Here is a 24200-nt window from a genome sequence, read left to right as displayed (position 1 = left end):
TTAACCTATTATATCATAATTTTAGGTGACGGATTAATAAAAATTTGCCACAATCAAGACTAGAAAAACCAGTTCTTAAGTTTTGACAGGGTTTGTATGCTGAATACGATTCTTCGCAACCGTTATAAAATCATCTGTTCCATTGCAAGTGGGGGATTTGGCGAAACCTACCTAGCGAAAGATTTAGATTTACCAGGACATCCCCAATGTGTTGTTAAGCAACTCAAACCTCAGTCTTCCCAACCTGCTATTTTAAATACTGCTCGTCGTTTATTTGAAACAGAAGCTCAAACCCTTTATCAGTTAGGAGAACATCCTCAAATTCCTCGTTTATTAGCCCACTTTGAAGAAAATAATGAGTTTTATTTAGTGCAAGAATTTATTCAGGGTTGGGATTTACGTCAGGAATTGATCTCTGAATCCTATGGGGATGAAATAAAAGTGATTAATCTCCTTCAAGAACTGTTAAAAATTCTCGAATTTGTTCATGATCATAACGTAATTCACCGAGATATTAAACCCTCTAATTTAATGCGTCGCAATCCAGATCGAAAGCTAGTTTTAATTGATTTTGGTGCGGTTAAAAAAATTATGATTGAAACGGCTAATTCTGAAGCAGTAATTACCTCTAGTATTGCTATTGGAACTTCGGGTTATATGCCCCCAGAACAAACCCAGGGTAAACCTCGATTCTGTAGTGATATTTACGCGGTAGGAATGTTAGGAATTCAAGCCTTAACAGGAGTATTACCCCATCAACTTCCTGAAAATCCCCAAACTCATGAAATTCAGTGGAGATCTCTGCTATTAAAAAATAATACTCAAACTCAACTTCCGCTTTTATATGATATTTTAGATAAAATGGTACGTTATGATTTTCGCGATCGCTATCAAACGGTAACAGAAGTTTTACAAGACTTATCTGGATTAATAGATCCCACTCCTGCGGTTAAATCTTCGTTTATACCCAATAAAATCAGAGAAGAATTAGAAGATTTACCCTCTGAGTTAAATAATCGTCAAACTCTAGCAACTATTGTTTTTACAGATGCCGTTGGATTTAGTGCCAGAATGTCTAAAGATGAAGTGGTAACTCTAAATTTAATTCGTCGTGATTTGCACCGAATGAGAACATTATGTCAGGAGTTTAATGGATTTGTAATTAAATCTACAGGGGATGGATTATTAATGTACTTTTCTAGTGCAATTCAAGCAGTTAACTGTGCAATTAAAATTCAAGAAGATTTAGCAAAAACAGCACAAAATTTACCAGAAAATGAAATTTTATTACATCGAATTGGTATTCATTTAGGTGATATTTTTATTCAAGATCAAGATGTCATGGGAAATGGAGTTAATATTGCTGCACGTTTAGAAGGAAAAGCTCAACCCGGGGGAATTTGTATTTCTAAAATCGTTTATGATGTAGTCAAAAATTCTTTGAAAGTTCCTGTTAGTTATTTAGGTGAATTAGACTTAAAAAATATTCCCGAAGCCCTGCCAACTTATTTAATATTACCTGTTTCATCGTCAATTCAAACCTTGGTAAAAACCCCAGTTAAGCCTGTAAATCAATCTTCTCTTAAATCAACATTTCCGAATGATAGAGATCGACATATTTTAATCAATAAAGTTAAAAATTTTTGGGTAAAAGGCGTTTTAGAAACATCCTTATATGGTCGAGCAATGATAGAATTAGGGTTAGAATTTCGTTTAGATTTGGTTGAAAGACCTTGGGATATTTTATGGGGAACTCCTGATGATCATCAAGACCGTTTATTGCAAGGAATAAAAGTGAGTCAAAAGTTTTTAGAATTGGGAGAAGGACGATCACTTTTAATTTTAGGAGAACCCGGATCAGGAAAAACCACAACTTTATTAGAATTGGCGAAAGATTTAATTGAACACGCTGAACAAGATATTAATCAGTTAATTCCTGTGGTGTTTAATTTATCTTCTTGGAAAGGTGGAAAACAAGCGATCGCTGATTGGTTAATTTCCGAATTGAATACTCAATATCAAGTGTCTAAAACCTTGGCAAAACGGCTAGTTGAGTCGAATCAATTATTGTTATTATTAGATGGATTAGATGAAGTGAGTTTAGAAAATCGAGAAAATTGTGCGATCGCATTAAACCAATTTTTGCAAAAAAATGGGGATCATGAAATTGTTGTTTGTAGTCGCATCAGTGATTATCAAGCACTCAAAACTCGCCTCAAATTACAAACTGCTATTTGTTTACAACCCTTAACTGTCGATCAAGTTCAAGACTATTTTAATCGTGCAGGTTCAGAACTTACCACAGTAAAAGAGGCATTAAAAACCGATATGATTTTACAAGAATTAACAAAATCTCCCTTAATGTTGAGTATTATCACCCTCGCTTATTCAGGAATTTTACCTTCAGATTTCTTAGAATTTAGCACCATTGAAGGCAGAAGAACCCATTTATTTGATACTTATATTAAACGGATGTTCTTACGTCGCCGTGTAAACAAACGCTATTCTCAGGAAAAAGTTATTCATTACTTAAGTTGGTTGGCTAAAAATATGGTAAAACACTCCCAAACCGTATTTTCAATCGAATCTTTACAGTTAACTTGGTTAGATAAAAATTGGCAAAAAGATATCTATACTAGCTTAGTGTATTTAATATTTAATCTAATTTTATGTGTTTTATTTCAAGTTATTCTATCCAGTGTTGTAACTTTATTTCGAGACACAATTCAGATTTCTAATGATTCTATTATAATTATTTTTGATGGTTTATTTTTGGGATTATTGAATGGTTATATATTGGGAACAATTTTTATTTTACTGAGGAAAAGATTATCAAATCCAATCGGAGCTATTTTATTAATCTTAATTAATGGATTCACTCAATTTATATTGTGGATGATCATTTCGCAAAATTCTATGGATTTTGGACTGATTGGCGGTTTGTCTGGCGGATTAATTGCACTGATTAATTTACAATTAATTAATGATAAAATTGTTCCTACAGAGACCTTGAAATGGTCATGGAATCAGGCTAAAAAAAGTTTAACCAGAAGTTTGTTTTGGGGATTAGGGATTGGAGCTTTCATTGGCATAACTTATACCTTTATTACGCTTTTAAATTTTGCTTTTACAATGACCTATAATAGTATTGATGAATCAATACCAACTTTTTCTTTTAAACTGGCAGAACAGCCTATTGTTCTTTTTGTTTTTATGTTAATTAACATTATGGTGTTCAGCTTAATTTTTGAAATCATTGGAGGAATCATCGGAGGAATTTTAGGGGGATTAACGGGGACAACTATTGAAAACAGGACTATCCCGAATCAAGGAATTTTTCAATCGCTTAAAAATGCAGTTATTTTAAGCGTTGTTTCTATAATATTTTTAGAAATTTTTTCTAAAATTTTAGGTTTTTACTTACCCATTTCAAACAAAATTACATTAGGAATCTTAGTCGGATTAATAGGAGGAGGTGGCGCAGCTATTAAACATTTTATTCTGCGGTGTATTCTCTGTTTAAATCGATCTATTCCTTGGAATTATGCTAAATTTTTAGATGTCGCTGTTGGCTGGATATTTTTACAAAAAATTGGAGGAAGCTATATCTTTATTCATCGCTTACTCTTAGAACATTTTGCTCAATTAAATCGTTAATTCAACATGAAAAACACAACCCGATTATTAATTATTTTAAATATAACCTTAATCTCGATTGCCTTACTTTGGGTCATTGGGGGAAATATCTATGCTCAACAGCAAAAGCAACCTATCGATCAATATCGGGATAATTTTTTTGAAAAAAAAATCGGAATAGTAAAAACCAATCAATCAGCTTTAAAACTCGAAAAATTAAGATATACTTTTATTTTTTTTGACAATTTAAATAATAGGGAAGCAATAAAGTTATATTTAGAAAATCAACTAGAAAATCAGTTAAAAACTATTGATATTGCCCCTCAAAAAATACATGATATTTTAACTGATTTTGAGCCTAAAGTAACGGCAATTCGCCATCAAATTTTAACGATTGATCCTCCTCAATGGGATACTGAAATCTATTTGAATGCGACTTGGGAAACTCCTTTACCTGGCTTTTTGTCCTTTGCTAATTTACAACAATTTTTAGCTTTAGATAGTTTAGATAAAATCCGTTCAGGTCAAATTCAAGAAGTTTTAGATAATTTAGAACTCAGTTGGAGAATCCGAGAATCTATCAGAAAACAACCCACATTAATTGCTCAACTTGTTTCTCTAATTATAGATTCTTATTTGATTGGTTTATTTCGTAAGCTCGATTATGTACCTCCTGAATGGCAAGGTCGCATTAATCAGTTATTGAATCAGGATTACTATAACTCTTTTTTGATCAGTAATGAGATGGAAATATGGGCTGCATATAATAGTTTATCTAATTTGTCAACTTTTGACTTTAAACTTGTCAATAAAGATGATAACCCATCCCAAAATCTTTTTGCTCAATTTATTTATTTATTTCATAAACCTTACTTAAGGTTTTCAGTAATTGATCTTTTTATAAAAAGACATTTATTTCTTCAATCTATCCCTAATAAAAATTTTTGTGATTTTGATCCTGAGAAATTTCAAAAGTACAAAAATATATATTTACAACCTCTGGCATCATGGAGTTTAGTCAATAGTTTAGATGAGGAATCAATAACATCATTAACAAATCAATGGCCGAAATTATTCCGAAGATTAATTGATTGGGAACTAACACTCAAGATTATACAAGTCAAGGAAATTGCTGCAAAACAAGGCAAATGGCCGGAGAAAGTTCCTGGACTAGAAACCTCAATTTGTGAAGATCGTCAATGGATTTATAAAGTTTCTCCCGATGGTAAAACCATGTCAATTTCTTATAGTAAACTGCCTTCTTGGTGGCAAAAGCCAAAAATAGGAAAAGTTGACTACCCTTTAACTTATAGTAGCCAACAGATTCCTCGACTGAAACCTAAGTCAAAATCTTAATATTTAATGGCTATTCCTGAACCCAAATAGAAACAGAACCCCCCTTACAAGAAAATTCACCCCAACCAGAATCATTCGTTTCAATGGGCTCTTGAATATTCCCTGTTAGGTCATAAAATTTAGTGTTGGCTTTACCCACTTCCATCGGTTTAATTCCTTCTGGGCCATCACTTAAAATCACTGCCATTGCTTTCGGATGTTGTTCATCTCCTAAGCGAGTCCAACCAATAATATCGGGGTGATCAAAATAGTCATATTGAGAGCCGTAGCAGAAATTTTGACGCGCATAAAGACACTGATCAATAAACTCTTTATGGGAGGGTAAAACAATTTTATAAGTATTGCTATCCCGTCCTTTATCTTCATATTCTGCACCGTAATAATCGGCATAAAAAATACAAGGATAACCCTCTTGACGCAATAAAATAATGGCATAAGCTAAGGGTTTAAACCAAGGTTCAACGACTGATTCTAAGGCTTGTAACGGTTGAGAATCATGGTTTTCAACAAAGGTAACGGCATTCATTGCCCGTCCTTTAATTAAACTTCCATCCAAAATGGTTCGCATATCATAATATCCCCCAGCTTTACTCGCATAGTGGAAATTATAATGAAGGGTAACATCAAACACGGACATTCGTTGACCTACGCTGTCTAAATACCAATTCAATATGCCCGTATCCGGTGCCCAATATTCGCCAACGGTAAACAATTTCCGACCGACATATTTTTCCATTTCATCTAACCATTCTGGGAAAAACCAAGTTGAGATGTGTTTAATGGCATCTAAGCGAAATCCATCCACATCCGTTGTATCGAGATACCATTTCCCCCAGTTGATAATTTCAGTTCTGACTTCTTCATATTGGAAATCTAAATCTGCTCCCATTAGATAAGCAAAATTGCCATTTTCCAAGGCAACATAATCATCAAAAATTTTGCCTTCAAATAAATAAACGGTTCCTGATTCTTTGGTAAATTCATCATAATCAACAGCATCAAAATGCCACCAATGCCACTCAAATTTAGAATATTTTCCTTGGCGACCTGGAAAGTTAAAGATAGTATAAGCTTTAATATCTCGTAAATCTCCTTTTGGATTTTTCCGATCATATTGAGGAAAAGGAGTTGCTTTTGCCACTTCTGTTCCATCTGCCCCGATTCTGTGATTTAATACCGTATCAGCATAAACTTCAATTCCTGCTTGATGTAAGCTGTTTATCGCATCTAAATATTCTTGACGAGTGCCATATTTCGTTCTAATTGACCCTTTTTGATCAAATTCTCCCAAATCATAAATATCATAAACGGCATATCCCACATCCATTCCACCACTTGCGCCTTTGTAAGCCGGGGGTAATCATAAAGCCGTAATTCCTGCATCCGCTAACTCTTGGGCGTTAATTTTTGTTTTATCCCACAAGGTTCCATCAGCCGGGAGATACCAATGGAAATATTGCATCATCACACCATTAATTTTTGCCATGTTCCCTCATTGATATAAAATCGTAAGTATGGATTGGGTTTGGGGTTAAGTCTCTTAAATCCTTTGATTTAGATTAAAATAATCGCCTTTCTCTTTCCCTGGGAATATTATACTGAGAGTAATCATCCTAGACACCTTTTATAGAAATTTAGCGAGATTGTTGATATGGTAATGTTTGAACGATATGAAGACCAGGGACATATTATATTTTGATTGGCTCGTAGGGTGAGCAAGGACTCACCCTCTGATGAATTTAACCTCTCATTTTTTCCGACCAAACGCGAGTCGGTAAACCCCAAACATAAATGAAACCTTCGGCTGCTTTGTGATCAAAAACATCCTCAGAACCATAGGTTGCTAAGTCGTGACTATAGAGAGAATTTTCAGATTTGCGACCCACAACAGTTGCATTTCCTTTGAACAATTTCACCCGAACTGTACCAGAAACTCGGGCTTGAGTTTGTTGGATAAAGGCATCTAAAGCTGCTTTTAACGGACTATACCACAGGCCATTATAAACTAACTGACTATAGGTTTCTTCAATGCCCCGTTTATACCGAGTCACATCGGCGGTTAACGTTAAACTTTCTAAATCTCGGTGGGCATTAATTAACACAATCATCGCCGGAGATTCGTAAATTTCTCGTGATTTAATGCCGACTAAACGGTTTTCAATCATGTCAATGCGTCCGATGCCATGATTTCCGGCAATTTCATTTAATTTTCCAATTAACTGAACCCCGTTCATAGTTTCCCCGTTTAAACTGATAGGAACCCCATTCTCAAACCCAATTTCAACATATTCCGGTTCGTTAGGCGTTTCAGCAATGGGTTTTGTCATTGCATAAACTTCTTCTAAAGGTTCCGTCCAAGGATCTTCTAATGGCCCTGCTTCAATGGCAATTCCCAATAAGTTTTTATCTAAACTGTAGGGTGAGGATTTTTTCACCGGGAATGTAATACCGAATTTTTCCCCATAGGCGATGGTTTCTTCCCGACTCATTCCCCATTCCCGCGCGGGGGCTAAAATTTTCAATTTCGGGTTTAATGCACCCACAGACACATCAAACCGCACTTGGTCGTTGCCTTTTCCGGTACAACCATGAGCAATAGCATCCGCACCGTATTTTTCGGCGACTTCCACTAAGGTTTTCGCAATGAGCGGACGAGCTAAGGCTGTAGCGAGAGGATAACGGTTTTCATACAACGCATTGGCTTGAATGGCGGGGAAAGCGTAATCTTTAACGAAACTCTCCTGCACATCAATGACTAACGATTCTACAGCACCAGAGTCTAAAGCTTTTTGTTTGACTGGCCCCAGTTCATCCCCCTGTCCTAAGTCTACGGCGAGGGTAATCACTTCTTTAACGCCAAATTCATTTTTCAAGTAGGGGATACAAACGGAGGTATCCACTCCACCGGAATAAGCAAGCACAACTTTTTCAGCGCGACCCATGATTAATATGTTCTCCTGAAGTAACCAAATGTTACATTATCTCGTCTTTGATGCTCTTTGGATGTCAGGGATTGAGAATATTTAGTTTAGGGTCGCAGAAACACGAGGCGGCTAGATTTTCTGACTGTGAGTAGTTAATAATAAGATTGATTGAGGTTTTAGGTTATAAAAACTGTGTTTTTAAGTGTTGTCATTCCCACCTATAATCGTTTACCGATTTTACAAAAGTGTTTACAAGCCTTAGAACAACAACAATATCATTATCCGATTACCGATTATGAAGTGGTTGTTGTCGATGATGGTTCAACGGATGGCACATTAATCTGGTTAGAGGAAAATCGGTTAAAATTGCCCCATGTCCGGGTATTTTGTCAATCCCATCAAGGGCCAGCGGCTGCCAGAAATTTAGGGGTAGAACAGGCAAAAGGGGAGACTATTATTTTTATTGATAGTGATTTAGTGGTGACAGAAACGTTTTTACAATCCCATGCAGAGACATTAGCAGAAGGATACAAAACTTCAGATAAAATTTTTACCTATGGTCGAGTGATTAATACTTGTAATTTTGAGAATCCCACGTCTGAACCTTATAAAATTACAGATTTTTCTGCGGCTTATTTTGCGACAGGAAATGTTGTGATCGCTCGTCATTGGTTAATTGAAGCGGGATTATTTGATTGTCAATTTAAACAATATGGTTGGGAAGATTTAGAACTAGGGGTTAGGTTAAAAAAATTAGGCTTAAAATTAATAAAATGCCCTGATGCTGTAGGATATCATTGGCATCCAGCTTTTAGTTTAGAGCAATTACCAAAATTAATAGATCGAGAAATTCAACGGGGAAAAATGGGGGTTTTGTTTTATAAAAAACATCCTTCTTTTGAAGTTAAAATGATGATTCAAATGACTCTATTACATCAAATATTATGGGGTTTATTGTCTTTTGGAGGACGTTTAAATGAAAAAACAATGGCAGGATTTTTACAAAATTTAATTAACCAAGGAAAATCACAGTTAGCACTAGAAATAGCCAGGATATTTTTGAATTGGTATAATGTGAAAGCGGTTTTTGCTGCTTATCAGGAGTTGAAATAAAACTCCAGGTTATCCATCACACAGTTTGCTAAACTTGGGGTGTAAATACCAATTTATATAAAATAGTAGTTCTAAAATCAATCAAAGCTTACTATTTAAATGCTGTTGATTGTGCTTTAGAAATGGGTCAATGTTTATCAGAATTAAACCAAAAATGGCAACAACAAAAATTACCTGTGGTGGGAATGCGAATCGGGATTTATACCGGGACTGTCACTGTCGGCAGTTTAGGGGGAAAAAATCGATAAGATATACCTGTTCTAAACACGGATAACGAAAGGTGAAATCACACCCCTAGCCTTTGCAGAGATCCAAATTCCCGTTAAAGCCCTGATTTCAGCAGATTAATAAGTGTTTATACCTGTATTTTCCCCCAGGTTTCTAACCCAAATCTTAAAGATGAGCAAAGATTTATTGATTATTTCCCAATCGGATGTAATCTAAAAATTTGCATCTGTAATCCACAATTCACCAAAATATGGGAGAACAAAAACGCATTGGTATTTTAACCAGTGGGGGAGACTGTGCAGGTTTAAATGCAGCAATTCGGGCTGTGGTATATCGGGCATCTGGAACCTTTGGATGGGAGGTTTTCGGCATTCGAGAAGCCACCCAAGGGTTAATGACTCGTCCCGTGAACAGCGTTCCTCTAACGATTGATAAAATCGATAATATTCTCACCGCCGGGGGGACAATTTTGGGAACTACCAACAAAGGTGATCCCTTTGCCTTTCCCATGGCGGATGGGAGTTTACTGGATCGCTCTGAGGAGATTATTGAAGGGTATCATCTCTTAGGATTAAATGCCTTAATTGGCATTGGAGGAGATGGCAGTTTAGCGATTTTGCGACGCATTGCCCAACAAGGAAATCTTAATTTAATTGGTATTCCTAAAACGATTGATAATGATGTGGGAAGCACGGATTTATCCATTGGTTTTAGTACAGCCGTTGATATTGCCACGGAAGCTTTAGATCGTCTGCATTTTACTGCCGCCAGTCATAGTCGCGTGATGATTTTAGAAGTTATGGGGCGAGATGCAGGACATATTGCCCTTCATGCGGGAATTGCCGGAGGTGCAGATATTATTTTAATTCCTGAAATTCCTTACAGTTTGGATCGAATTTGTCAGCAAATTGCAGAACGACAAAAACAAGGAAAAAACTATTGTTTAGTGGTTGTTGCAGAAGCGGTTAAAACAGAAACGGGAGAACCTGTAACTAATATTAATCGCATGGGACAAGCTCGTTTAGGAGGCATTGGGCAATATTTAGCGGATGAAATTTGCGATCGCAGTGGCGCAGAAACTCGCGTGACAGTTCTGGGTCATATTCAACGAGGGGGAACTCCTTCACCGATTGATCGCATTATTGCTTCTGCTTTTGGGGTCGCAGCCGTTGATTTAATTGCGGAAGACAAATATGATCGAGTGGTGGTTTGGCGAGATCGTCAAGTAGCCAATATTCCAATTTTGGATGCGATCGCTCAATATCGGGCTGTTAATGCTAATGATATCTTAGTCGAAACGGCTCGAAGTATGGGAATTTGTTTAGGAGATTAATTCTGTTTAATTCTCCCTGATTGATTAATCATCTACCTCCCTTTCCCCGCTCCGGGAGGGGGATAGTGATTAATTAAAACCCACATTTCGCAGAGGTAATTCAGAATCAATTTATCAATGCGGATGGCGAGACTCGAACTCGCAAGGGAAGCCCACACGCCCCTCAAACGTGCGCGTATACCAATTCCGCCACATCCGCTTATGAACACTGCCTTGAATTAATTTAGCAGCTAATTTACTAATATAGCACAGCCTCCTAAAAGTGTCACCCTTTTTTCCTACTTTTTTCCCGGATCCCCTCTTCCCGTGATGACCAAAATCCTCTATCCTAACTGAATGGTGAACAGCAACAGCAAGAGCAACAAAAGATGCGATTCTCAAAAATCTTAATTGCCAATCGAGGGGAAATAGCGTTACGGATTCTTCGCACCTGCGAGGAGATGGGTATTGCGACGGTTGCTGTTCATTCAACGGTAGATCGTCACGCCCTTCATGTCCAACTTGCGGATGAAGCGGTTTGTATTGGGGAACCCAGCAGCAGTAAAAGTTATTTGAATATTCCTAATATTATCGCGGCGGCTCTAACTCGCAACGCCACAGCCCTTCATCCCGGCTATGGGTTTTTAGCGGAAAACGCCCGGTTTGCCGAAATTTGTGCCGATCACGAAATTGCTTTTATCGGCCCTACCCCAGATGCGATTCGGTCTATGGGGGACAAATCAACCGCCAAGGAAACGATGCAGCGTGTCGGGGTTCCCACCGTCCCCGGTAGTGACGGACTCCTGAGCGACGAAAAAGAAGCCCTGGTACTAGCCCAAAAAATCGGTTTTCCGGTCATTATTAAAGCTACCGCAGGGGGTGGCGGTCGCGGAATGCGATTAGTCAAGCACGAAGAGGATCTCCCCAAACTCTTCGCGGCTGCCCAAGGGGAAGCAGAAGCCGCCTTTGGAAATCCGGGGGTTTATTTAGAGAAATTTATTGAACGTCCTCGCCATATTGAAATTCAGATTTTGGCTGATAATTATGGCAATGTGATTTATCTGGGAGAACGAGATTGTTCGATTCAACGCCGTCACCAAAAACTATTAGAAGAAGCGCCTAGTCCGGTGATGACTCCAAAACTGCGGCACAAAATGGGAATGGCGGCGGTAAAAGCAGCAAAATCTATTAATTATACCGGGGCGGGAACGGTAGAATTTCTGGTTGATCAATCGGGTAATTTCTATTTTATGGAAATGAATACTCGCATTCAAGTGGAACACCCGGTTACGGAAATGATTACCGGATTAGATTTAATCGCCGAACAAATTCGCATCGCCCAAGGAGAAAAATTATCCTTAACTCAAGATAAAGTTCAACTGCGGGGTCATTCCATTGAATGTCGGATTAATGCAGAAGATCCTGACCATAATTTCCGCCCCCACCCCGGTCGTATTAGTGGCTATTTACCCCCCGGAGGAAATGGGGTCAGAATTGATTCCCATGTCTATACAGACTATGAAATTCCGCCTTATTATGACTCTTTAATTGGGAAATTAATTGTTTGGGGCCCAGACCGTCCGACTGCAATTTTGAGAATGAAACGGGCTTTACGAGAATTTGCCATTACTGGAGTTCCAACAACCATAGGATTTCATCAAAGAATTCTGGAAACTCCTGAATTTTTACGAGGAGAAATTTATACCAATTTTGTTGAACAAATGATGAAACAAGGACAATAAAAATTAGGGTGTATGAGCTTGGCTCACGCACCCCTTTGATAGAGTATTTGTTGCGATAAGGGCGTATCCTTTAAGCGTTAGGTTTCTGAAAAGGATTTCCACAGATCCCGTAAACGTTGTTTAATTTGTTTTTCTTTTTGAGCGATCGCCGTTCCAGCTTCTCCTAATTTCACTTCAAAAGCTTTGCGTTTTTCGTCGAGTTTTCCACTATAGGTTTCGGGTTCATCCTTTGCTTTTTCATACCAAACTTTTGCTTCATCTAAATAATGCTTGATATCCTCATAACGCTGTCCATAGCGTCCGGCTAAGTTAGCATTAATAATGGCTAATTGAGCTTTGAGTTGAGCATAGCGTTTTTGCATTAATGCCACTTCCTCACTATCTTTAATATTGTGAACGGCGGACTCAATGGCTGATTTAATTTGCTCAGACTTACCAGTTCCCACTTCTTGAATATCATCCAAGGCTAAATCAATACTATTTTGTAACTCTTGTTCCTCTTGATCAAGTTGTGTTTCTAATTGTTTCACTTCCGCTTTTGTTTTATTGATGGACTGGCGTTTTTTGCTGCTGATTCCGTCAATTACTCCTTCAATAGAAGCTGTAACATTTTCTTGAATTTCCTCACCTTTTCCTTTGACAGTTTCTAAAACTGTTCCGACTACCTCTTTCACTAAACCTCGAATCTCTTGAGAACCCCCTTTAAATTCTGAACCCATTTCTGAAATTGCAGACTTGACAATTTCACGAATTCGTTCAGCCCGTAATTTGTTCTCAGATTGTGCTTTTTTTAAATCCGATGATAATTTATCTTGAATAGAATCTGACATAGGAATATCCTCAATAATCATTAAATTGCTTCAACAGCTTTTTATCAGCTTGTCTATCACTACTCCTATTCCCTATCATAAAGAAATGCTCAAGGTTCTGCGAGTAAAGTTCTCTACACTCTCGATATCGCAATAGCCGTATTTTTGAGGCTGTATTAATCAATCTCTATAGTAGAGTCAGCGCAAACGTGCTCATTGTCTACAGAATGAACTCGCCCCGGTGTGTCTCTACAGGAGTCATAAGTAGGTCGCTTAACGATGAATAATTTTAGCAATCATTAATTTGTATCTTAAGATAGATGTTTTCTTGATTTTATTTTAATAAAAAATCAGATTAACTGATTGACGCTACAGTTGTAAATCCCCTAACAATGATCTTGATTTGAAATGAATAAATGACCGATCCTCGGTTTCAGATAATATTTCCTCAAATTCTATTTATTTTTCTCTATCTTGGGTAATACATGGCTTTATTTAAAATCAATATAAAGGGAGATGTGTTTAACCTCAGAAAAACAGATACTGGGTTCATTACATTCTGAATCAAGGAGGTTCAAATGGATCTATTCATCTTGGAAATGGGAACAAATACCCCTCATTTCCCGATGTCTGCAACCTTAGTTTTAATTCTGGGGTTTTTAGCAGCCACAACCATTGGTTCTGTAGCTTGGTACAACTCTAAACGTCCTGTTGGTTGGAAGGATAAAGAACGTCCTGACTTTGTTCCTGAAGTGGATACTGACCAATAAAAAAAATGGAATTTCTGGGGGGTTTCAGAATTCATCTGATTGTTAATTTTAAACCCATTCTAAAATCCTGAGTTGTTTTTTAAATCAGTTCAATAAAACTTTTGAGGTCAATAATTATGTCTAAAGAAGAAAAGAAAACTCCTCATATTCTCCACGAAGAAGCAGAACCTAATCCTACTTATGATCGGGGAATTATGCCCGCAGAAGTCGGTGCTAGAATAGACCGAGAACAGGAAAATTTCAAAAAAATTCCTGAACATGAAGAAGGCACTTTAGACACAACTGCTGGTTATACAATGGATCGAGAAGGGTTATTAAATAACTACGCCATTGAACCTGAAATGTATGTCAATGTTCCCGGAGATTTGAAAGAAGAAGAAGAAGCCGATAAAGCTCGTCGGGTTCAAACTTTACATGAAGTGAAAGAAGTGGAAGGGGGCGTTGGGAAAGGTCAGGGTATTATTTAGAGAAATTGGATTAATCCGACTTGAATGCTAACAATATAAACAAAGCCTAGCTCAAAAGCTAGGTTTTTTTATCTATTATATAAATAGAGTATAATTGTTTATTTTTGAGTTTTATAATTCATCTATATATTGATACTTAAAATAGCTTTATAGAAATATCGATTTAGAGTTATATGGAATAATTTAAAAGAATATTTATTCTATAAAAGGATTGATGAATTAGCGAATAGAGCCGAATATATTAGAAGAGTAAAACCGGGTTTAGTCATTAGTCTAAAACCCAAAAAAAGGAAAGGAGGCGACTGATGAAACTCAAAAATAATAGATTTTTGAAGTTAATCGTTTGGATTTTTACAGAAATTCTATTAATTTTTTTAGGACTGGATGATTTAGCAGATTATAGCGAGTTTTTATTTGAAAAGACAGTTTATAAACCCAGAGTTGTCATAGCAGAATTTGGGTTTAATCTAGGATTAAATGAAGTTCAGAATGGAGATGAACACTTCACCTTTTAAAATCTATTTCTTAAGATTTACGCGAATTTATTCCCTAGGATAGAGCTAAAATTCTCTTACTCCTAGAATAATAGGATTAGTAATACATATAAGGAGAATTTCAATGAAATTTCCCTCAATAAACTTTTCTAATTTACGTCCTTTACGCTTTTTAATGGCAGCTTTATTGTTGGCTTTTCTATGGATTGGATCTGCTGTTCCCAGTTGGGCTGGCGTGAGTAGTCCTTCTCAAGGGGAAGATGCTCTTAAGCAAATTCAAAAAGATTCTGAGCAAGTGCTCAGAGGTGGCCCACCTTCCTTAGAAGATGTACAAGCTAAAGCTCAAGAAGGGATTAATGAAGTTCAAGGCGGTGCTGATAAAGAAAAAATGAAAAATCCTGCTAATAGCCAAAGTTCTACTTCTGTAGAAGAGAAAATTAAAGAAGGTATGGATAATATCCGCGATATTTTTAACCCCTAATTTTCTTTAATTACTCACGACGGTATTACTTTCTTCTGGGTTTATTAAGTTCGATTGCTATAGTTATAAAAGTGTTGTTGGGTCTAACAGCACTTTTTTATTATCCTATGGAGGCTATAGATTATTTTCCAATACAAAAACGACTAAAAATTCGATCTAAAACGGATTCTGTTACTTCTTCTCCGGTGACTTCCCCTAAGGCATGAATGGCACCCCGGAGATCAATTGTCCAAAAATCAAAGGGAAGTTGTTGCTGAATCGTTGTTTCCACTTGTTCTAAACATACTTTTGCACGGGTTAACGCAGTGGCTTGACGTTGGTTAATGGCAAACTCTAAATTTGCGGCGTGAATATTTCCACCCTGAACTAAATTTAATATCGCTGTTTCTAAGTCTGGAATTCCTTGATTTAAAGCAGCAGACATAGGAACAATTGCCCGATTCTCTAAATTAAAATATTGAATAGCTTTTGCTTTTAATTCCTCTAGTTTTTGGATGTTAACTTGATCAATTTTATTAATAATTACGATTAAACCTGCTTTTTTAACTTGTTGATAAATTTCTAAATCTGCTTCAGTTAAACCCATTGCAGCATCAAATGTTAATAATACTAAATCGGCTGATCGTGCAGTTTGTCGCGATCGCTCTATGCCAATTTTTTCGACTTGATCTTCTGAGTGGCGAATTCCAGCCGTATCTAACACTTGAATCGGGATTCCTCCCACCACTAATTGAGATTCTACCACATCACGAGTTGTTCCGGGTAAATCCGTAACAATGGCGCGATCGCTTCGACTCCAAGCATTTAATAAACTCGATTTTCCCACATTGGGACGACCGACAATGGCAACTTTTAACCCCGTTCTTAAAAGTTCTCCCGTATCAGCCGTCGCTAAAAATTGAGATAATTCTTCTAAAACGTTATGAATTTGGGCGATAATTTCCGATTCATTTAAGGGCGGTAAATCCTCCTCAAAATCCACCCTAGCTTCAATTTCTGCTAAAATATCTAAACAAGTTGCTCGTAATTCTCGAATAGGATTTGCTAATTTTCCTTGTAATCCGGCTAAAGCCATTTGGGCGGCTGCAATCGATTGAGAACCAACCAATTCCGCCACACTTTCCGCTTGAGTTAAATCTAACCGTCCATTTAAAAAAGCCCGCAGGGTAAATTCCCCTGGTTGGGCTAATCTAGCTCCTAATTCTATACACAATTGCAACACTTGTTGAACCGCAATAATCCCTCCATGACAGTGAAATTCAACCACATCCTCACGGGTATAAGAACGGGGAGATAACATTAATAATAACAACGCTTCATCAATGGTCTTTTGAGTTTGGGGATGGCGAATATAGCCATATAAAATCCGGTGACTTTCCCAAGTTTGTCGTCCTGGGGTATAAAATAACTGTTTAGCAATGGATTGAGATTCTGTTCCCGACATCCGCACAATTCCCACGCTTCCTTGTTGCGGGACAATAGCCGTGGCGATCGCTACAATTGTTCCCCCAGTTGCCAAAAATTCAGCCATTTTTTAATTAATAAAATCCTATAGATCTTTAGATTTTAACGTAAAAGATATTGGGCAATAGGCAATAGGCAATAGATAATTTGACACTCCCCTGCTCCCCTGCTCCCCTGCTCCCCTTCCCCTTGTCCCCTTGTCCCCTTGTCCCCTTGTCCCCTTGTCCCCTTGTCCCCCTCTCCCCCTGTCCCCCTCTCCCCCTCTCCCCCTCTCCCCTTCCCCCCTATCTCCTACTTCCCTCCACAAACCTGTTCAATTAACTGCACAACAGCACTGCGAGTCAGTTTGTCTTGACCATCAGCTAAGACATCTAACGTCGCATGAGCTAAGGCTAAAGGAATGCGACAAAAATCCAACGCTGGGCCAGAGGGTAAAGCTTCGGTATAGGCATCCGCTAAGGCTAAATTCCGTTTAGCGTAGTTGTGCATTTGTTCCGGTGTCCAACCATCAGGGAAGAAATCCACCCCTCGGTGGTTATCGTCTTTGTAATTGCGGAGAATATTCACCGCCTGTAACCCTCGACCAAAGCCAATGGCGTGAACCCGGTTGGTCTGTGTACCATCGTACCAAGCCCATAAATCCGACAACAATAGCCCCACAGAACCCGCCACACTAAAGGTATATTGATCTAACTCCGCTTCGGTTTCAATCCGCCAATTACGTTCAGCCCAAAATGCCATACGGTCAGCCATCGCCGCCGTTGCATCCCAAATCCGAGGGGCAATTCGTTCTGGGGCTAACTTCGCCCATTCTCCCACCCGGAGGGTGACTTCTTCTAACATTCCCGTGTGGGAAAATTCTGCAAACCAATCATCAGCAATGGTTTCTCGACAGACCGATGCTTGAAAATTTTGGCTCATTCTATGCAGCAATCGGGCTTTTGTCGCATTATCTAAATCAGGGTGATCTTCAACTTCATCAATCGCCCGCATACACAAATACGCAGAAGCAACCGCTTCTTGGAGTAGGGGAGGTAAACGACTAATGGGGATATAAAATGTTCGACTTGTATCTTGTAAAACGGACAAGGGATCTTTTTGCCAATTCATTCCTTTTACTCCTCACACCAAGAAGCGATTTAATCGCTGTACTTTCGCGCTCGATATTGTACACTGGATTCCAGTAACACTCCAGGCTTGAATCTGCAATTCTCTGGATCATCATCTTGCCAGTCCAGTTTTCATCGAAAATTTTGGGTAGAAACCCCTAACTTCTAGTTAGGCTTTACATTAATTTGAACTGGGACTTTACATTAATTTGAACTGGGATTAGAATAATTAAAACCACGATGACCTTAATTGACGGGTGAGATTCCCAGTGGTGGGACGCTCTAATTAAAGGGCGTTTAACCGAAATGGTTGAACCGGTGTTGACACTCTAGTTCTAGCCCCCACAAGCAGAAACGATTAAGCGAGTGAGTGAAAAACGACTTAAAAGTAGGCTCAGACCCTTCGGGGCGAGAGAGTAGAGGCAATTGGCATCGCCTGTCGCACGACACTAGAACACGCCTAAGAAGGGTTTTGGGAGTTGTGGTTCGAGCAATGACCATCGGGTTATCTCCTTCTAAAGAATCCTCGCACTTATAGGGCGAGGTGTGTCAACAGATAAGCTGTAGGGAGGGTAAATCTCCGCCATAACGTGACACTATGCTGCAAGCGGCTACGCAGAATCAAGGTGCTATTGGGGCTGAAACCAAGCTCGATGTTGAACTTCGGAAAGTCTTCAAGGTCTTTAATGGGGAAACGGCTGTTCGTGGCGTAGATCTCGATATTCGCCGAGGAGAATTTTTTAGTATTTTAGGGCCATCGGGTTGTGGCAAAACTACAACGCTGCGATTGATTGCCGGGTTTGAAATGCCCTCTGCTGGAGAAGTCTTGATTCGGGGTCAGTCCGTGACCCAAACTCCCCCCTATCTGCGTCCAGTGAATACCGTTTTTCAAAGTTATGCTTTGTTTAACCATTTGACAGTCTGGGAAAATATTGCCTTTGGACTCCGACTCAAACGCAAAAGCAAGTCGGAAATTGAAGAGAAAGTGCGCGAAGCCTTAAGTTTAGTCAAAATGGAATCCTTTGCCAATCGTTACCCCTCTCAACTGTCTGGGGGTCAACAACAACGGGTTGCTTTAGCCAGGGCATTAGTCAATCGTCCGGCGGTGTTATTGTTAGATGAACCGTTAGGGGCTTTGGATTTAAAACTCCGCAAACAAATGCAGATGGAACTCACCAACCTCCATCGCAATTTGGGGTTAACCTTTATCATGGTGACTCACGACCAAGAAGAAGCCATGAGTTTGTCTGACCGCATTGCTGTCATGCACGATGGCCGAATTGAACAAATTGGCAGTCCGAACGAGATTTATGAATATCCTCAAACGCCATTTGTGGCTGATTTTATTGGCGATACAAATCTATTTCGAGGAACGGTTGAAAGTGCTGATGTCTCCCGTTTATATATTGTCACCGACACCGGATTAAGTATTGAAATTCAACAGATTGAAATTCCCGGTATTCAACTCCCGCAACAGGATTTAAGAACAGGTGCATCGGCGGTTGTCAGTGTGCGTCCTGAGAAAGTTACATTAAGTTTTTATCCCGTTAGCGGTGCTGTGAATTGTTTTGAAGGTCGTTTACTCAATGCAATGTATTTGGGAACCCATATTCAATATGTGGTGAAATTACTATCGGGGGAAAATGTTATGGTTCGTCAACCCAAAACAGGGGATAGTTTACCTGATAGTAATACTCCCGTTTATGTGTGTTGGGGTACAACAGATTGTTTAGCTTTACCCGAACAAAAATAAAACGGTAGTTAAGGGTTTACACGTCCTAAGTTTAAACCCAAAATTCTTCTAAGTCTAATACAGCCAGAAGTATTATCCCTGTTCCCTGTTCCCTGTTCCCTGTTCCCTTTTTCTAGCGATCGCTTCAATTCAAAAACTAAAATTGAGGAAAGTTCGGGATGGGATTAAATCCAGGTCGCAGAACTGATAAATCCGATGCAGTTACAGTTACATTCTTAACATCAGCAATTAAATCACTTTGTTGACGAATATAGGTTCCACCTGCATAGGGGATAAGACTGTATTGAAGTAGTCCAAAATCATTAGCAACTTGAATTTTATCCCCTTCAGTACGGTTAAAATCTGTAATAGTGGCGTAACCGTCCCCAACATAATAAACAATGGGCTGATCAGTGGGGCCATAGTAACTAGAAATCGGGCGAAGTCTTCCCAATATAAAAAGATCCGCCTCCGTTCCCCCTGTCAAATTATCATACTGAACTCTCGATGCTAACGGTAATGATTCGGAACCTTTATAACCATCTAAACTATCGTTTCCAGTATTTCCAGTCAGAGAATCATTTCCCGGCCCCCCCTGCAACAAATCATTCCCCGAACCTCCATCTAAAGCATCATTTCCAAACTCACCATAAAGGGAATCATTACCTTCATTTCCTTCTAATAAATCCTGACCGTCACCCCCGAATAAAGCATCACTTCCCCAATTCCCAATCAGACTATCATCACCTCCTCCGCCATACAAACTATCGTGACCAAGCCCACCTGTGAGTAGATTATTTCCCTCATCTCCATACAACACAACAGGATCAAATAATGAGGGAAAAGGAAAAGGAAAAGGATTAAGCAAATCAGGATTAATCGGAATCGAGTTAGGCATTATTGGATACTCCGTTCGTTAAAGATTAAATTTGTTACTCTAAATCAACCTATATCCCTGTCAATCTGACCTATGCACTTAGCATTACCCTTAAAAATATCTAACGGGTGAATATTCAATATTTCCTCTTCTCTGCTGTAAAATAAAAAGTTGTACTCTTAAAATATCCCTGTGTTATTTCTGAAATGGCAGGGAATATAACTATGGTTGTTTGTCCCCAGTGTCAATTTGAAAACCCCAATCTCAACAAGTTTTGTCAACGCTGTGGTACTTCTCTGACCCAGAAACATTGTCCTGAATGTGGAACAACCGTTCCCCTGAATACGCTGCAATGTCATAATTGCGGGACAGTTACCGGAACCGTTTATCTGGCTGTAGTTATCCCTTCATCCTCAGCTATTGCTCCGGCTGAAAACTCCCCAGAATCCTTAAATAATGACCATTTGCAGGGAGCTAACACATCTTCGGAGAGTCCCTCCGAATCAAGTTTAGACCGAATTGATACCGAACCCCCCACCCCGGAAGAGCTTCAGACCCCAGAGCTAACGGAGTCTCAAGCACAACCTTTAGAAGACATTTTTTCCCAAACTGACCTGGAAGCCATTACCATTCCGCCTGAAGATGCTTTGTGTACCCTCCAGGAACCGCCACCACAATCCCTAGAGCGACCCGTTGGAGCTTATTTAGACCGCCAAGAACGTTATCAACTCCTAGACGCCCTACCAGCCCTAAAAATCGGTGAAACCGTCACCGTCAGGGTTTTAGATACTCAACCGTTGCAGGTTTCTCCGTTAAAAGTGCTACAAGACCCCGCCGCCACCCCATCTCATCCAGACGTAGAGACCTTTATTATTCCGGCGGCTCAACCCTATTTTTCCTTAGCGTCCCAAACTCCTAACTATTTTCCTCACTTACAAGATGCTTGGGAATCGGATTCCTATCAGGTTATCCTATTAGAAAATTTTGCGGATTTTCCCCTATTATCAGAACTGTGGAGTAACCGAAAAACAACACCTCAACAAATTGTTTATTGGTTGGGAGATTTAGTAGAACTGTGGGTACTCTTAGAACCTTGGGGATGTCGCCAAAGTTTATTAGATCTCCACAATTTACGAGTATTTTCTCAAAAGTCTCAACAGTTGTGTTTACAGCAATTGTATTTTGATCAGCCGGATTCTGCGTTAAGTTTATCGAATTTAGGACAATTGTGGCAGGAGTTATTTCAACAATCCCAACGGACGTTAGTGGGTTCCTTAACAGAAGTATTGCGAGATTTAATGGAGGTAAAAATTCAAACCGTTGAACAATTGCGAACGGCTTTAATGGTGATTTTGGATGAAATTAATTTTCCCTCTAACTTACCCCAACAACAAACCAGTCAAAATGAACTATCTCCCTCGACTTTAAATCAGTCTCCTACCTTAATTCTAGGTGAAAAGTTGATTCATTTAGAAGCAGTAGGACGCACAGATGTCGGACGTCAACGGGATCATAATGAAGACTGTTTTGGTCTGGAAACCCAGATTAAGATTCAAGAAACACCCCAAGGACAAATTCGCTCAGTGAGGGGTTTATATATTCTCTGTGATGGTATGGGAGGTCACGCTGGAGGAGAAGTGGCGAGTCAAATCGCTGTTGATACTTTAAAACACTATTTCCAAGATCAATATCCAGAGGAATTCCCAACGGAAGAAATCTTACAAGATGCAATTTTCAAAGCGAATGAAGCAATTTATAACGAAAATCAACAAGGGGTGCGTTCCGGTAGTGGTCGCATGGGAACAACATTAGTGATGGCTGTTGTGGTGAATCATCAAGTTGTCCTGGCTCATGTGGGAGATAGTCGATTATATCGTTTGACTCGTCAACAAGGGTTACAACAAATAACCGTAGATCATGAAGTGGGACAACGAGAAATTCAACGGGGAATTGACCCGGATATTGCCTATTCTCGCCCCGATGCTTATCAATTAACTCAAGCTTTAGGCCCTAGAGAGGAACAGTTTGTTCACCCAGATATTCAATTTTTAGAGATTGAGGAAGATACGGTTTTCATTCTGGCATCCGATGGCTTAACCGATCATAATTTGTTAGAAACCTTCTGCGAAACTCAACTTGATCCCTTACTCAACCCTCAAACAGATTTAGCCACCGCAGTAGACGGTTTAATCACTCTAGCAAATCAATATAATGGTCACGATAATATTACCGCCATTGTAGTTCGAGCTTGGGTGTCCAACCCTTAACCGTAAAGATTTTTATCAACTTTATCAGTTCACAACTACCCCATGATTATTAAGTATTGAAATCAAGTTTACCAAGTTTCTAACAACTAACAACTGATAACTGATAACTGATAACTGATAACTGATAACTGATAACTGATAACTGATAACTGATAACTGATAACTGATTTATGTTAATTCTCACCTGGTTAGATCCGCACCAAAAAACACCCCTGAAACAATGGACATTTGTACAACAAAGTATTATCCGCATTGGACGGGCGGCGGATAATCAGGTTGTCATTGTTGATCCTTTAGTGTCCCGTTATCATTTGGAATTACACCCTCCCCAAGATGAAAGCCAGAGTTCTCCTTGGGTGCTGGTGAGTAAAGGAACCAATGGAACTTTTGTTAATGGAGTTCTGACCACTCAAGGGTTAGTGGGAGATGGAGCTTTAATTGAATTAGCCAAAGATGGGCCTTTATTACAAGTTAAACTCCAAGGGAGTGTGATTGCAATTCCCGTCAATGCACCCCCCTGTAACCACGAGGGAAATGCTAAGGGGAATTTATTTTGTATTCATTGCGGATTTCCCATTCAGGTAGAACGGACTGTCCGACAGTATCAAGTGTTGAGAACCATCGGACGAGGGGGAATGGGAACAACAACATTGGCGTGGGACTCCACTACAGCCAAATCTGCTGTACCTGTTGTCGTTGTTCTGAAAGAAATGAATACGGATATGGCACAAATTGCTAAAGCACAAGAATTATTTGAACGGGAAGCCCGTACCTTAAAGAGTTTAAAGCATCCAGGTATTCCCCAGTTTTATGACTTTTTTGTGGATGAGGGTAAAAAATATTTAGTGATGGAAATGATCCATGGAACGGATCTCGAACAGTATATCCATCAACGGGGGCCAGTGATTCCCCAACAAGCCATACAGTGGATGATGCAGACCTGTGAGATCTTGAACTATATTCACTCACTCGATCCGCCTCTGATCCATCGAGATATCAAACCTGCCAATTTACTGTTGCGGCGACGAGATCACCACATTGTTGTTTTGGACTTTGGAGCCGTGAAGGAAATTGGAACCCCTCCAGGAACCCGCATTGGTGCTGAAGGATACAGTGCTCCCGAACAAGATCGAGGACAGCCTCTTACTCAGTCGGATTTGTATGCGATCGGTACAACGTTAATTTTTTTACTGACCGCCGAAACACCCTTAAAATTTTATGGCAAACGGGGGAATAGTTATGGTTTTGACCTCGATAACGTTCCCACCATTACACCTCAACTGCGAAAAGTTATTGAACAAGCCACCGAATACCGACCTAAAGATCGTTATCCAACGGCTCAAGATCTATCTCAAGCTTTAGCCCATTGCCTAAATTGATCAAATTTCAAATTGTGAGGAAGAAAAACGCAAAGGAAGG

Annotated in this window: 19 protein-coding genes, 1 tRNA gene and 1 pseudogene; 13 read left to right on the top strand and 8 right to left on the bottom strand. The window is 39.1% G+C overall.

All coding sequences use genetic code 11. The annotated features are described in order from the left end of the window. The first annotated feature begins 96 nt into the window (after positions 1-96). Both NMK36_RS08865 and NMK36_RS08860 read left to right on the top strand, forming a co-directional pair. Positions 97-3657, top strand: coding sequence for a protein kinase domain-containing protein (locus NMK36_RS08865; RefSeq protein WP_254173552.1), 3561 nt, complete (start codon positions 97-99; stop codon positions 3655-3657). Positions 3658-3663: 6 nt separating this feature from the next. Next, positions 3664-4992: a hypothetical protein gene (locus NMK36_RS08860; RefSeq protein WP_254173551.1), complete on the top strand. Its 1329-nt coding sequence runs from the start codon at positions 3664-3666 to the stop codon at positions 4990-4992. 10 nt (positions 4993-5002) lie between these two features. Here NMK36_RS08860 and NMK36_RS08855 read toward each other — a convergent pair. From NMK36_RS08855 to NMK36_RS08850, 3 genes and pseudogenes are all read right to left on the bottom strand, one after another. Next, positions 5003-6340 (bottom strand): annotated as a pseudogene (locus NMK36_RS08855) (alpha-amylase); the annotation flags it as partial. Positions 6341-6352: 12 nt separating this feature from the next. After that, positions 6353-6478 carry a hypothetical protein gene (locus NMK36_RS28960; RefSeq protein WP_367997174.1) on the bottom strand — a complete coding sequence of 42 codons (126 nt, stop codon included), beginning with the start codon at positions 6476-6478 and terminating at the stop codon, positions 6353-6355. A gap of 253 nt (positions 6479-6731) precedes the next feature. Then, positions 6732-7934 (bottom strand): argininosuccinate synthase, encoded by a 1203-nt coding sequence (locus NMK36_RS08850; RefSeq protein WP_072721052.1) that lies wholly within the window; start codon positions 7932-7934, stop codon positions 6732-6734. Positions 7935-8108: 174 nt separating this feature from the next. Here NMK36_RS08850 and NMK36_RS08845 point away from each other — a divergent pair, with 174 nt between their 5' ends. From NMK36_RS08845 to NMK36_RS08835, 3 genes are all read left to right on the top strand, one after another. Further along, positions 8109-9029, top strand: coding sequence for a glycosyltransferase family 2 protein (locus NMK36_RS08845; RefSeq protein WP_254173550.1), 921 nt, complete (start codon positions 8109-8111; stop codon positions 9027-9029). A 122-nt stretch (positions 9030-9151) separates the two neighbouring features. Continuing rightward, a complete protein-coding gene (locus NMK36_RS08840; protein WP_139295104.1) occupies positions 9152-9277 on the top strand; it encodes a hypothetical protein in 126 nt (41 codons plus the stop codon). Positions 9278-9507: 230 nt separating this feature from the next. Next, a complete protein-coding gene (locus NMK36_RS08835) occupies positions 9508-10590 on the top strand; it encodes an ATP-dependent 6-phosphofructokinase (RefSeq protein WP_072720206.1) in 1083 nt (360 codons plus the stop codon). A 118-nt stretch (positions 10591-10708) separates the two neighbouring features. Here the strand turns inward: NMK36_RS08835 and NMK36_RS08830 are convergent. Continuing rightward, positions 10709-10789, bottom strand: a tRNA-Leu gene (locus NMK36_RS08830). Positions 10790-10958: 169 nt separating this feature from the next. Here NMK36_RS08830 and accC point away from each other — a divergent pair. After that, positions 10959-12311, top strand: a complete 1353-nt coding sequence (accC, locus tag NMK36_RS08825; protein ID WP_072720207.1) for an acetyl-CoA carboxylase biotin carboxylase subunit — start codon at positions 10959-10961, stop codon at positions 12309-12311. Positions 12312-12388: 77 nt separating this feature from the next. Here accC and NMK36_RS08820 read toward each other — a convergent pair whose 3' ends face one another. Then, entirely contained in the window at positions 12389-13141 is a 753-nt protein-coding gene (locus NMK36_RS08820; protein ID WP_072720208.1) for a histidine kinase, read from the bottom strand. Positions 13142-13719: 578 nt separating this feature from the next. Here NMK36_RS08820 and psb35 point away from each other — a divergent pair. The 4 genes from psb35 (at position 13720) to NMK36_RS08800 (ending at position 15332) form a co-directional block, all read left to right on the top strand. Further along, positions 13720-13890 (top strand): photosystem II assembly protein Psb35, encoded by a 171-nt coding sequence (gene psb35 / locus NMK36_RS08815; protein WP_437126754.1) that lies wholly within the window; start codon positions 13720-13722, stop codon positions 13888-13890. A 116-nt stretch (positions 13891-14006) separates the two neighbouring features. Next, positions 14007-14357, top strand: coding sequence for a hypothetical protein (locus NMK36_RS08810; protein WP_245824287.1), 351 nt, complete (start codon positions 14007-14009; stop codon positions 14355-14357). A gap of 305 nt (positions 14358-14662) precedes the next feature. Beyond that, complete coding sequence (locus tag NMK36_RS08805) at positions 14663-14872, top strand: hypothetical protein (protein ID WP_072720210.1); 210 nt, start codon at positions 14663-14665, stop codon at positions 14870-14872. A 103-nt stretch (positions 14873-14975) separates the two neighbouring features. Beyond that, the gene (locus NMK36_RS08800; protein ID WP_072720211.1) at positions 14976-15332 is read left to right on the top strand and encodes a hypothetical protein; all 357 of its coding nucleotides are present in this window, start codon (positions 14976-14978) and stop codon (positions 15330-15332) included. Positions 15333-15453: 121 nt separating this feature from the next. On the opposite strand, the gene mnmE is transcribed toward NMK36_RS08800, so the two are convergent. Both mnmE and NMK36_RS08790 read right to left on the bottom strand, forming a co-directional pair. Next, the gene (gene mnmE, locus NMK36_RS08795) at positions 15454-16863 is read right to left on the bottom strand and encodes a tRNA uridine-5-carboxymethylaminomethyl(34) synthesis GTPase MnmE (RefSeq protein WP_072720212.1); all 1410 of its coding nucleotides are present in this window, start codon (positions 16861-16863) and stop codon (positions 15454-15456) included. A 224-nt stretch (positions 16864-17087) separates the two neighbouring features. Next, positions 17088-17906, bottom strand: coding sequence for a squalene/phytoene synthase family protein (locus NMK36_RS08790; protein ID WP_072721051.1), 819 nt, complete (start codon positions 17904-17906; stop codon positions 17088-17090). 597 nt (positions 17907-18503) lie between these two features. Between NMK36_RS08790 and NMK36_RS08785 the strand changes: the two genes are divergently transcribed. Next, positions 18504-19658 carry an ABC transporter ATP-binding protein gene (locus NMK36_RS08785; protein ID WP_072718755.1) on the top strand — a complete coding sequence of 385 codons (1155 nt, stop codon included), beginning with the start codon at positions 18504-18506 and terminating at the stop codon, positions 19656-19658. A 136-nt stretch (positions 19659-19794) separates the two neighbouring features. Here NMK36_RS08785 and NMK36_RS08780 read toward each other — a convergent pair whose 3' ends face one another. Next, a complete protein-coding gene (locus NMK36_RS08780) occupies positions 19795-20535 on the bottom strand; it encodes a calcium-binding protein (protein ID WP_072718756.1) in 741 nt (246 codons plus the stop codon). Between the two features lie 203 nt (positions 20536-20738). Between NMK36_RS08780 and NMK36_RS08775 the strand changes: the two genes are divergently transcribed. Further along, positions 20739-22781, top strand: a complete 2043-nt coding sequence (locus NMK36_RS08775) for a serine/threonine phosphatase (protein WP_072718757.1) — start codon at positions 20739-20741, stop codon at positions 22779-22781. Between the two features lie 170 nt (positions 22782-22951). Further along, positions 22952-24160 carry a protein kinase domain-containing protein gene (locus tag NMK36_RS08770; protein WP_254173549.1) on the top strand — a complete coding sequence of 403 codons (1209 nt, stop codon included), beginning with the start codon at positions 22952-22954 and terminating at the stop codon, positions 24158-24160. The last annotated feature ends 40 nt before the right edge of the window (positions 24161-24200 follow it).

The sequence above is a fragment of the Planktothrix pseudagardhii genome (genome assembly GCF_904830925.1).
GTDB classification, from domain to species: domain Bacteria; phylum Cyanobacteriota; class Cyanobacteriia; order Cyanobacteriales; family Microcoleaceae; genus Planktothrix; species Planktothrix tepida.
Note: the sequence above shows the minus strand (reverse complement) of the source record. Positions and strands in the feature narration are given on the sequence as shown.

Coding starts and splice junctions, on each gene's coding strand:
- NMK36_RS08775 (WP_072718757.1), top strand. CDS start 20,739: ATGGTTGTTTGTCCCCAGTGTCAATTTGAAAACCCCAATCTCAACAAG.
- NMK36_RS08840 (WP_139295104.1), top strand. CDS start 9,152: ATGGGTCAATGTTTATCAGAATTAAACCAAAAATGGCAACAACAAAAA.
- accC (WP_072720207.1), top strand. CDS start 10,959: ATGCGATTCTCAAAAATCTTAATTGCCAATCGAGGGGAAATAGCGTTA.
- psb35 (WP_437126754.1), top strand. CDS start 13,720: ATGGGAACAAATACCCCTCATTTCCCGATGTCTGCAACCTTAGTTTTA.
- NMK36_RS08780 (WP_072718756.1), bottom strand. CDS start 20,535: ATGCCTAACTCGATTCCGATTAATCCTGATTTGCTTAATCCTTTTCCT.
- NMK36_RS08770 (WP_254173549.1), top strand. CDS start 22,952: ATGTTAATTCTCACCTGGTTAGATCCGCACCAAAAAACACCCCTGAAA.
- NMK36_RS08785 (WP_072718755.1), top strand. CDS start 18,504: ATGCTGCAAGCGGCTACGCAGAATCAAGGTGCTATTGGGGCTGAAACC.
- NMK36_RS08835 (WP_072720206.1), top strand. CDS start 9,508: ATGGGAGAACAAAAACGCATTGGTATTTTAACCAGTGGGGGAGACTGT.
- NMK36_RS08865 (WP_254173552.1), top strand. CDS start 97: ATGCTGAATACGATTCTTCGCAACCGTTATAAAATCATCTGTTCCATT.
- NMK36_RS08850 (WP_072721052.1), bottom strand. CDS start 7,934: ATGGGTCGCGCTGAAAAAGTTGTGCTTGCTTATTCCGGTGGAGTGGAT.
- NMK36_RS08805 (WP_072720210.1), top strand. CDS start 14,663: ATGAAACTCAAAAATAATAGATTTTTGAAGTTAATCGTTTGGATTTTT.
- NMK36_RS08820 (WP_072720208.1), bottom strand. CDS start 13,141: ATGTCAGATTCTATTCAAGATAAATTATCATCGGATTTAAAAAAAGCA.
- NMK36_RS08800 (WP_072720211.1), top strand. CDS start 14,976: ATGAAATTTCCCTCAATAAACTTTTCTAATTTACGTCCTTTACGCTTT.
- mnmE (WP_072720212.1), bottom strand. CDS start 16,863: ATGGCTGAATTTTTGGCAACTGGGGGAACAATTGTAGCGATCGCCACG.
- NMK36_RS08790 (WP_072721051.1), bottom strand. CDS start 17,906: ATGAATTGGCAAAAAGATCCCTTGTCCGTTTTACAAGATACAAGTCGA.
- NMK36_RS28960 (WP_367997174.1), bottom strand. CDS start 6,478: ATGGCAAAAATTAATGGTGTGATGATGCAATATTTCCATTGGTATCTC.
- NMK36_RS08810 (WP_245824287.1), top strand. CDS start 14,007: ATGTCTAAAGAAGAAAAGAAAACTCCTCATATTCTCCACGAAGAAGCA.
- NMK36_RS08860 (WP_254173551.1), top strand. CDS start 3,664: ATGAAAAACACAACCCGATTATTAATTATTTTAAATATAACCTTAATC.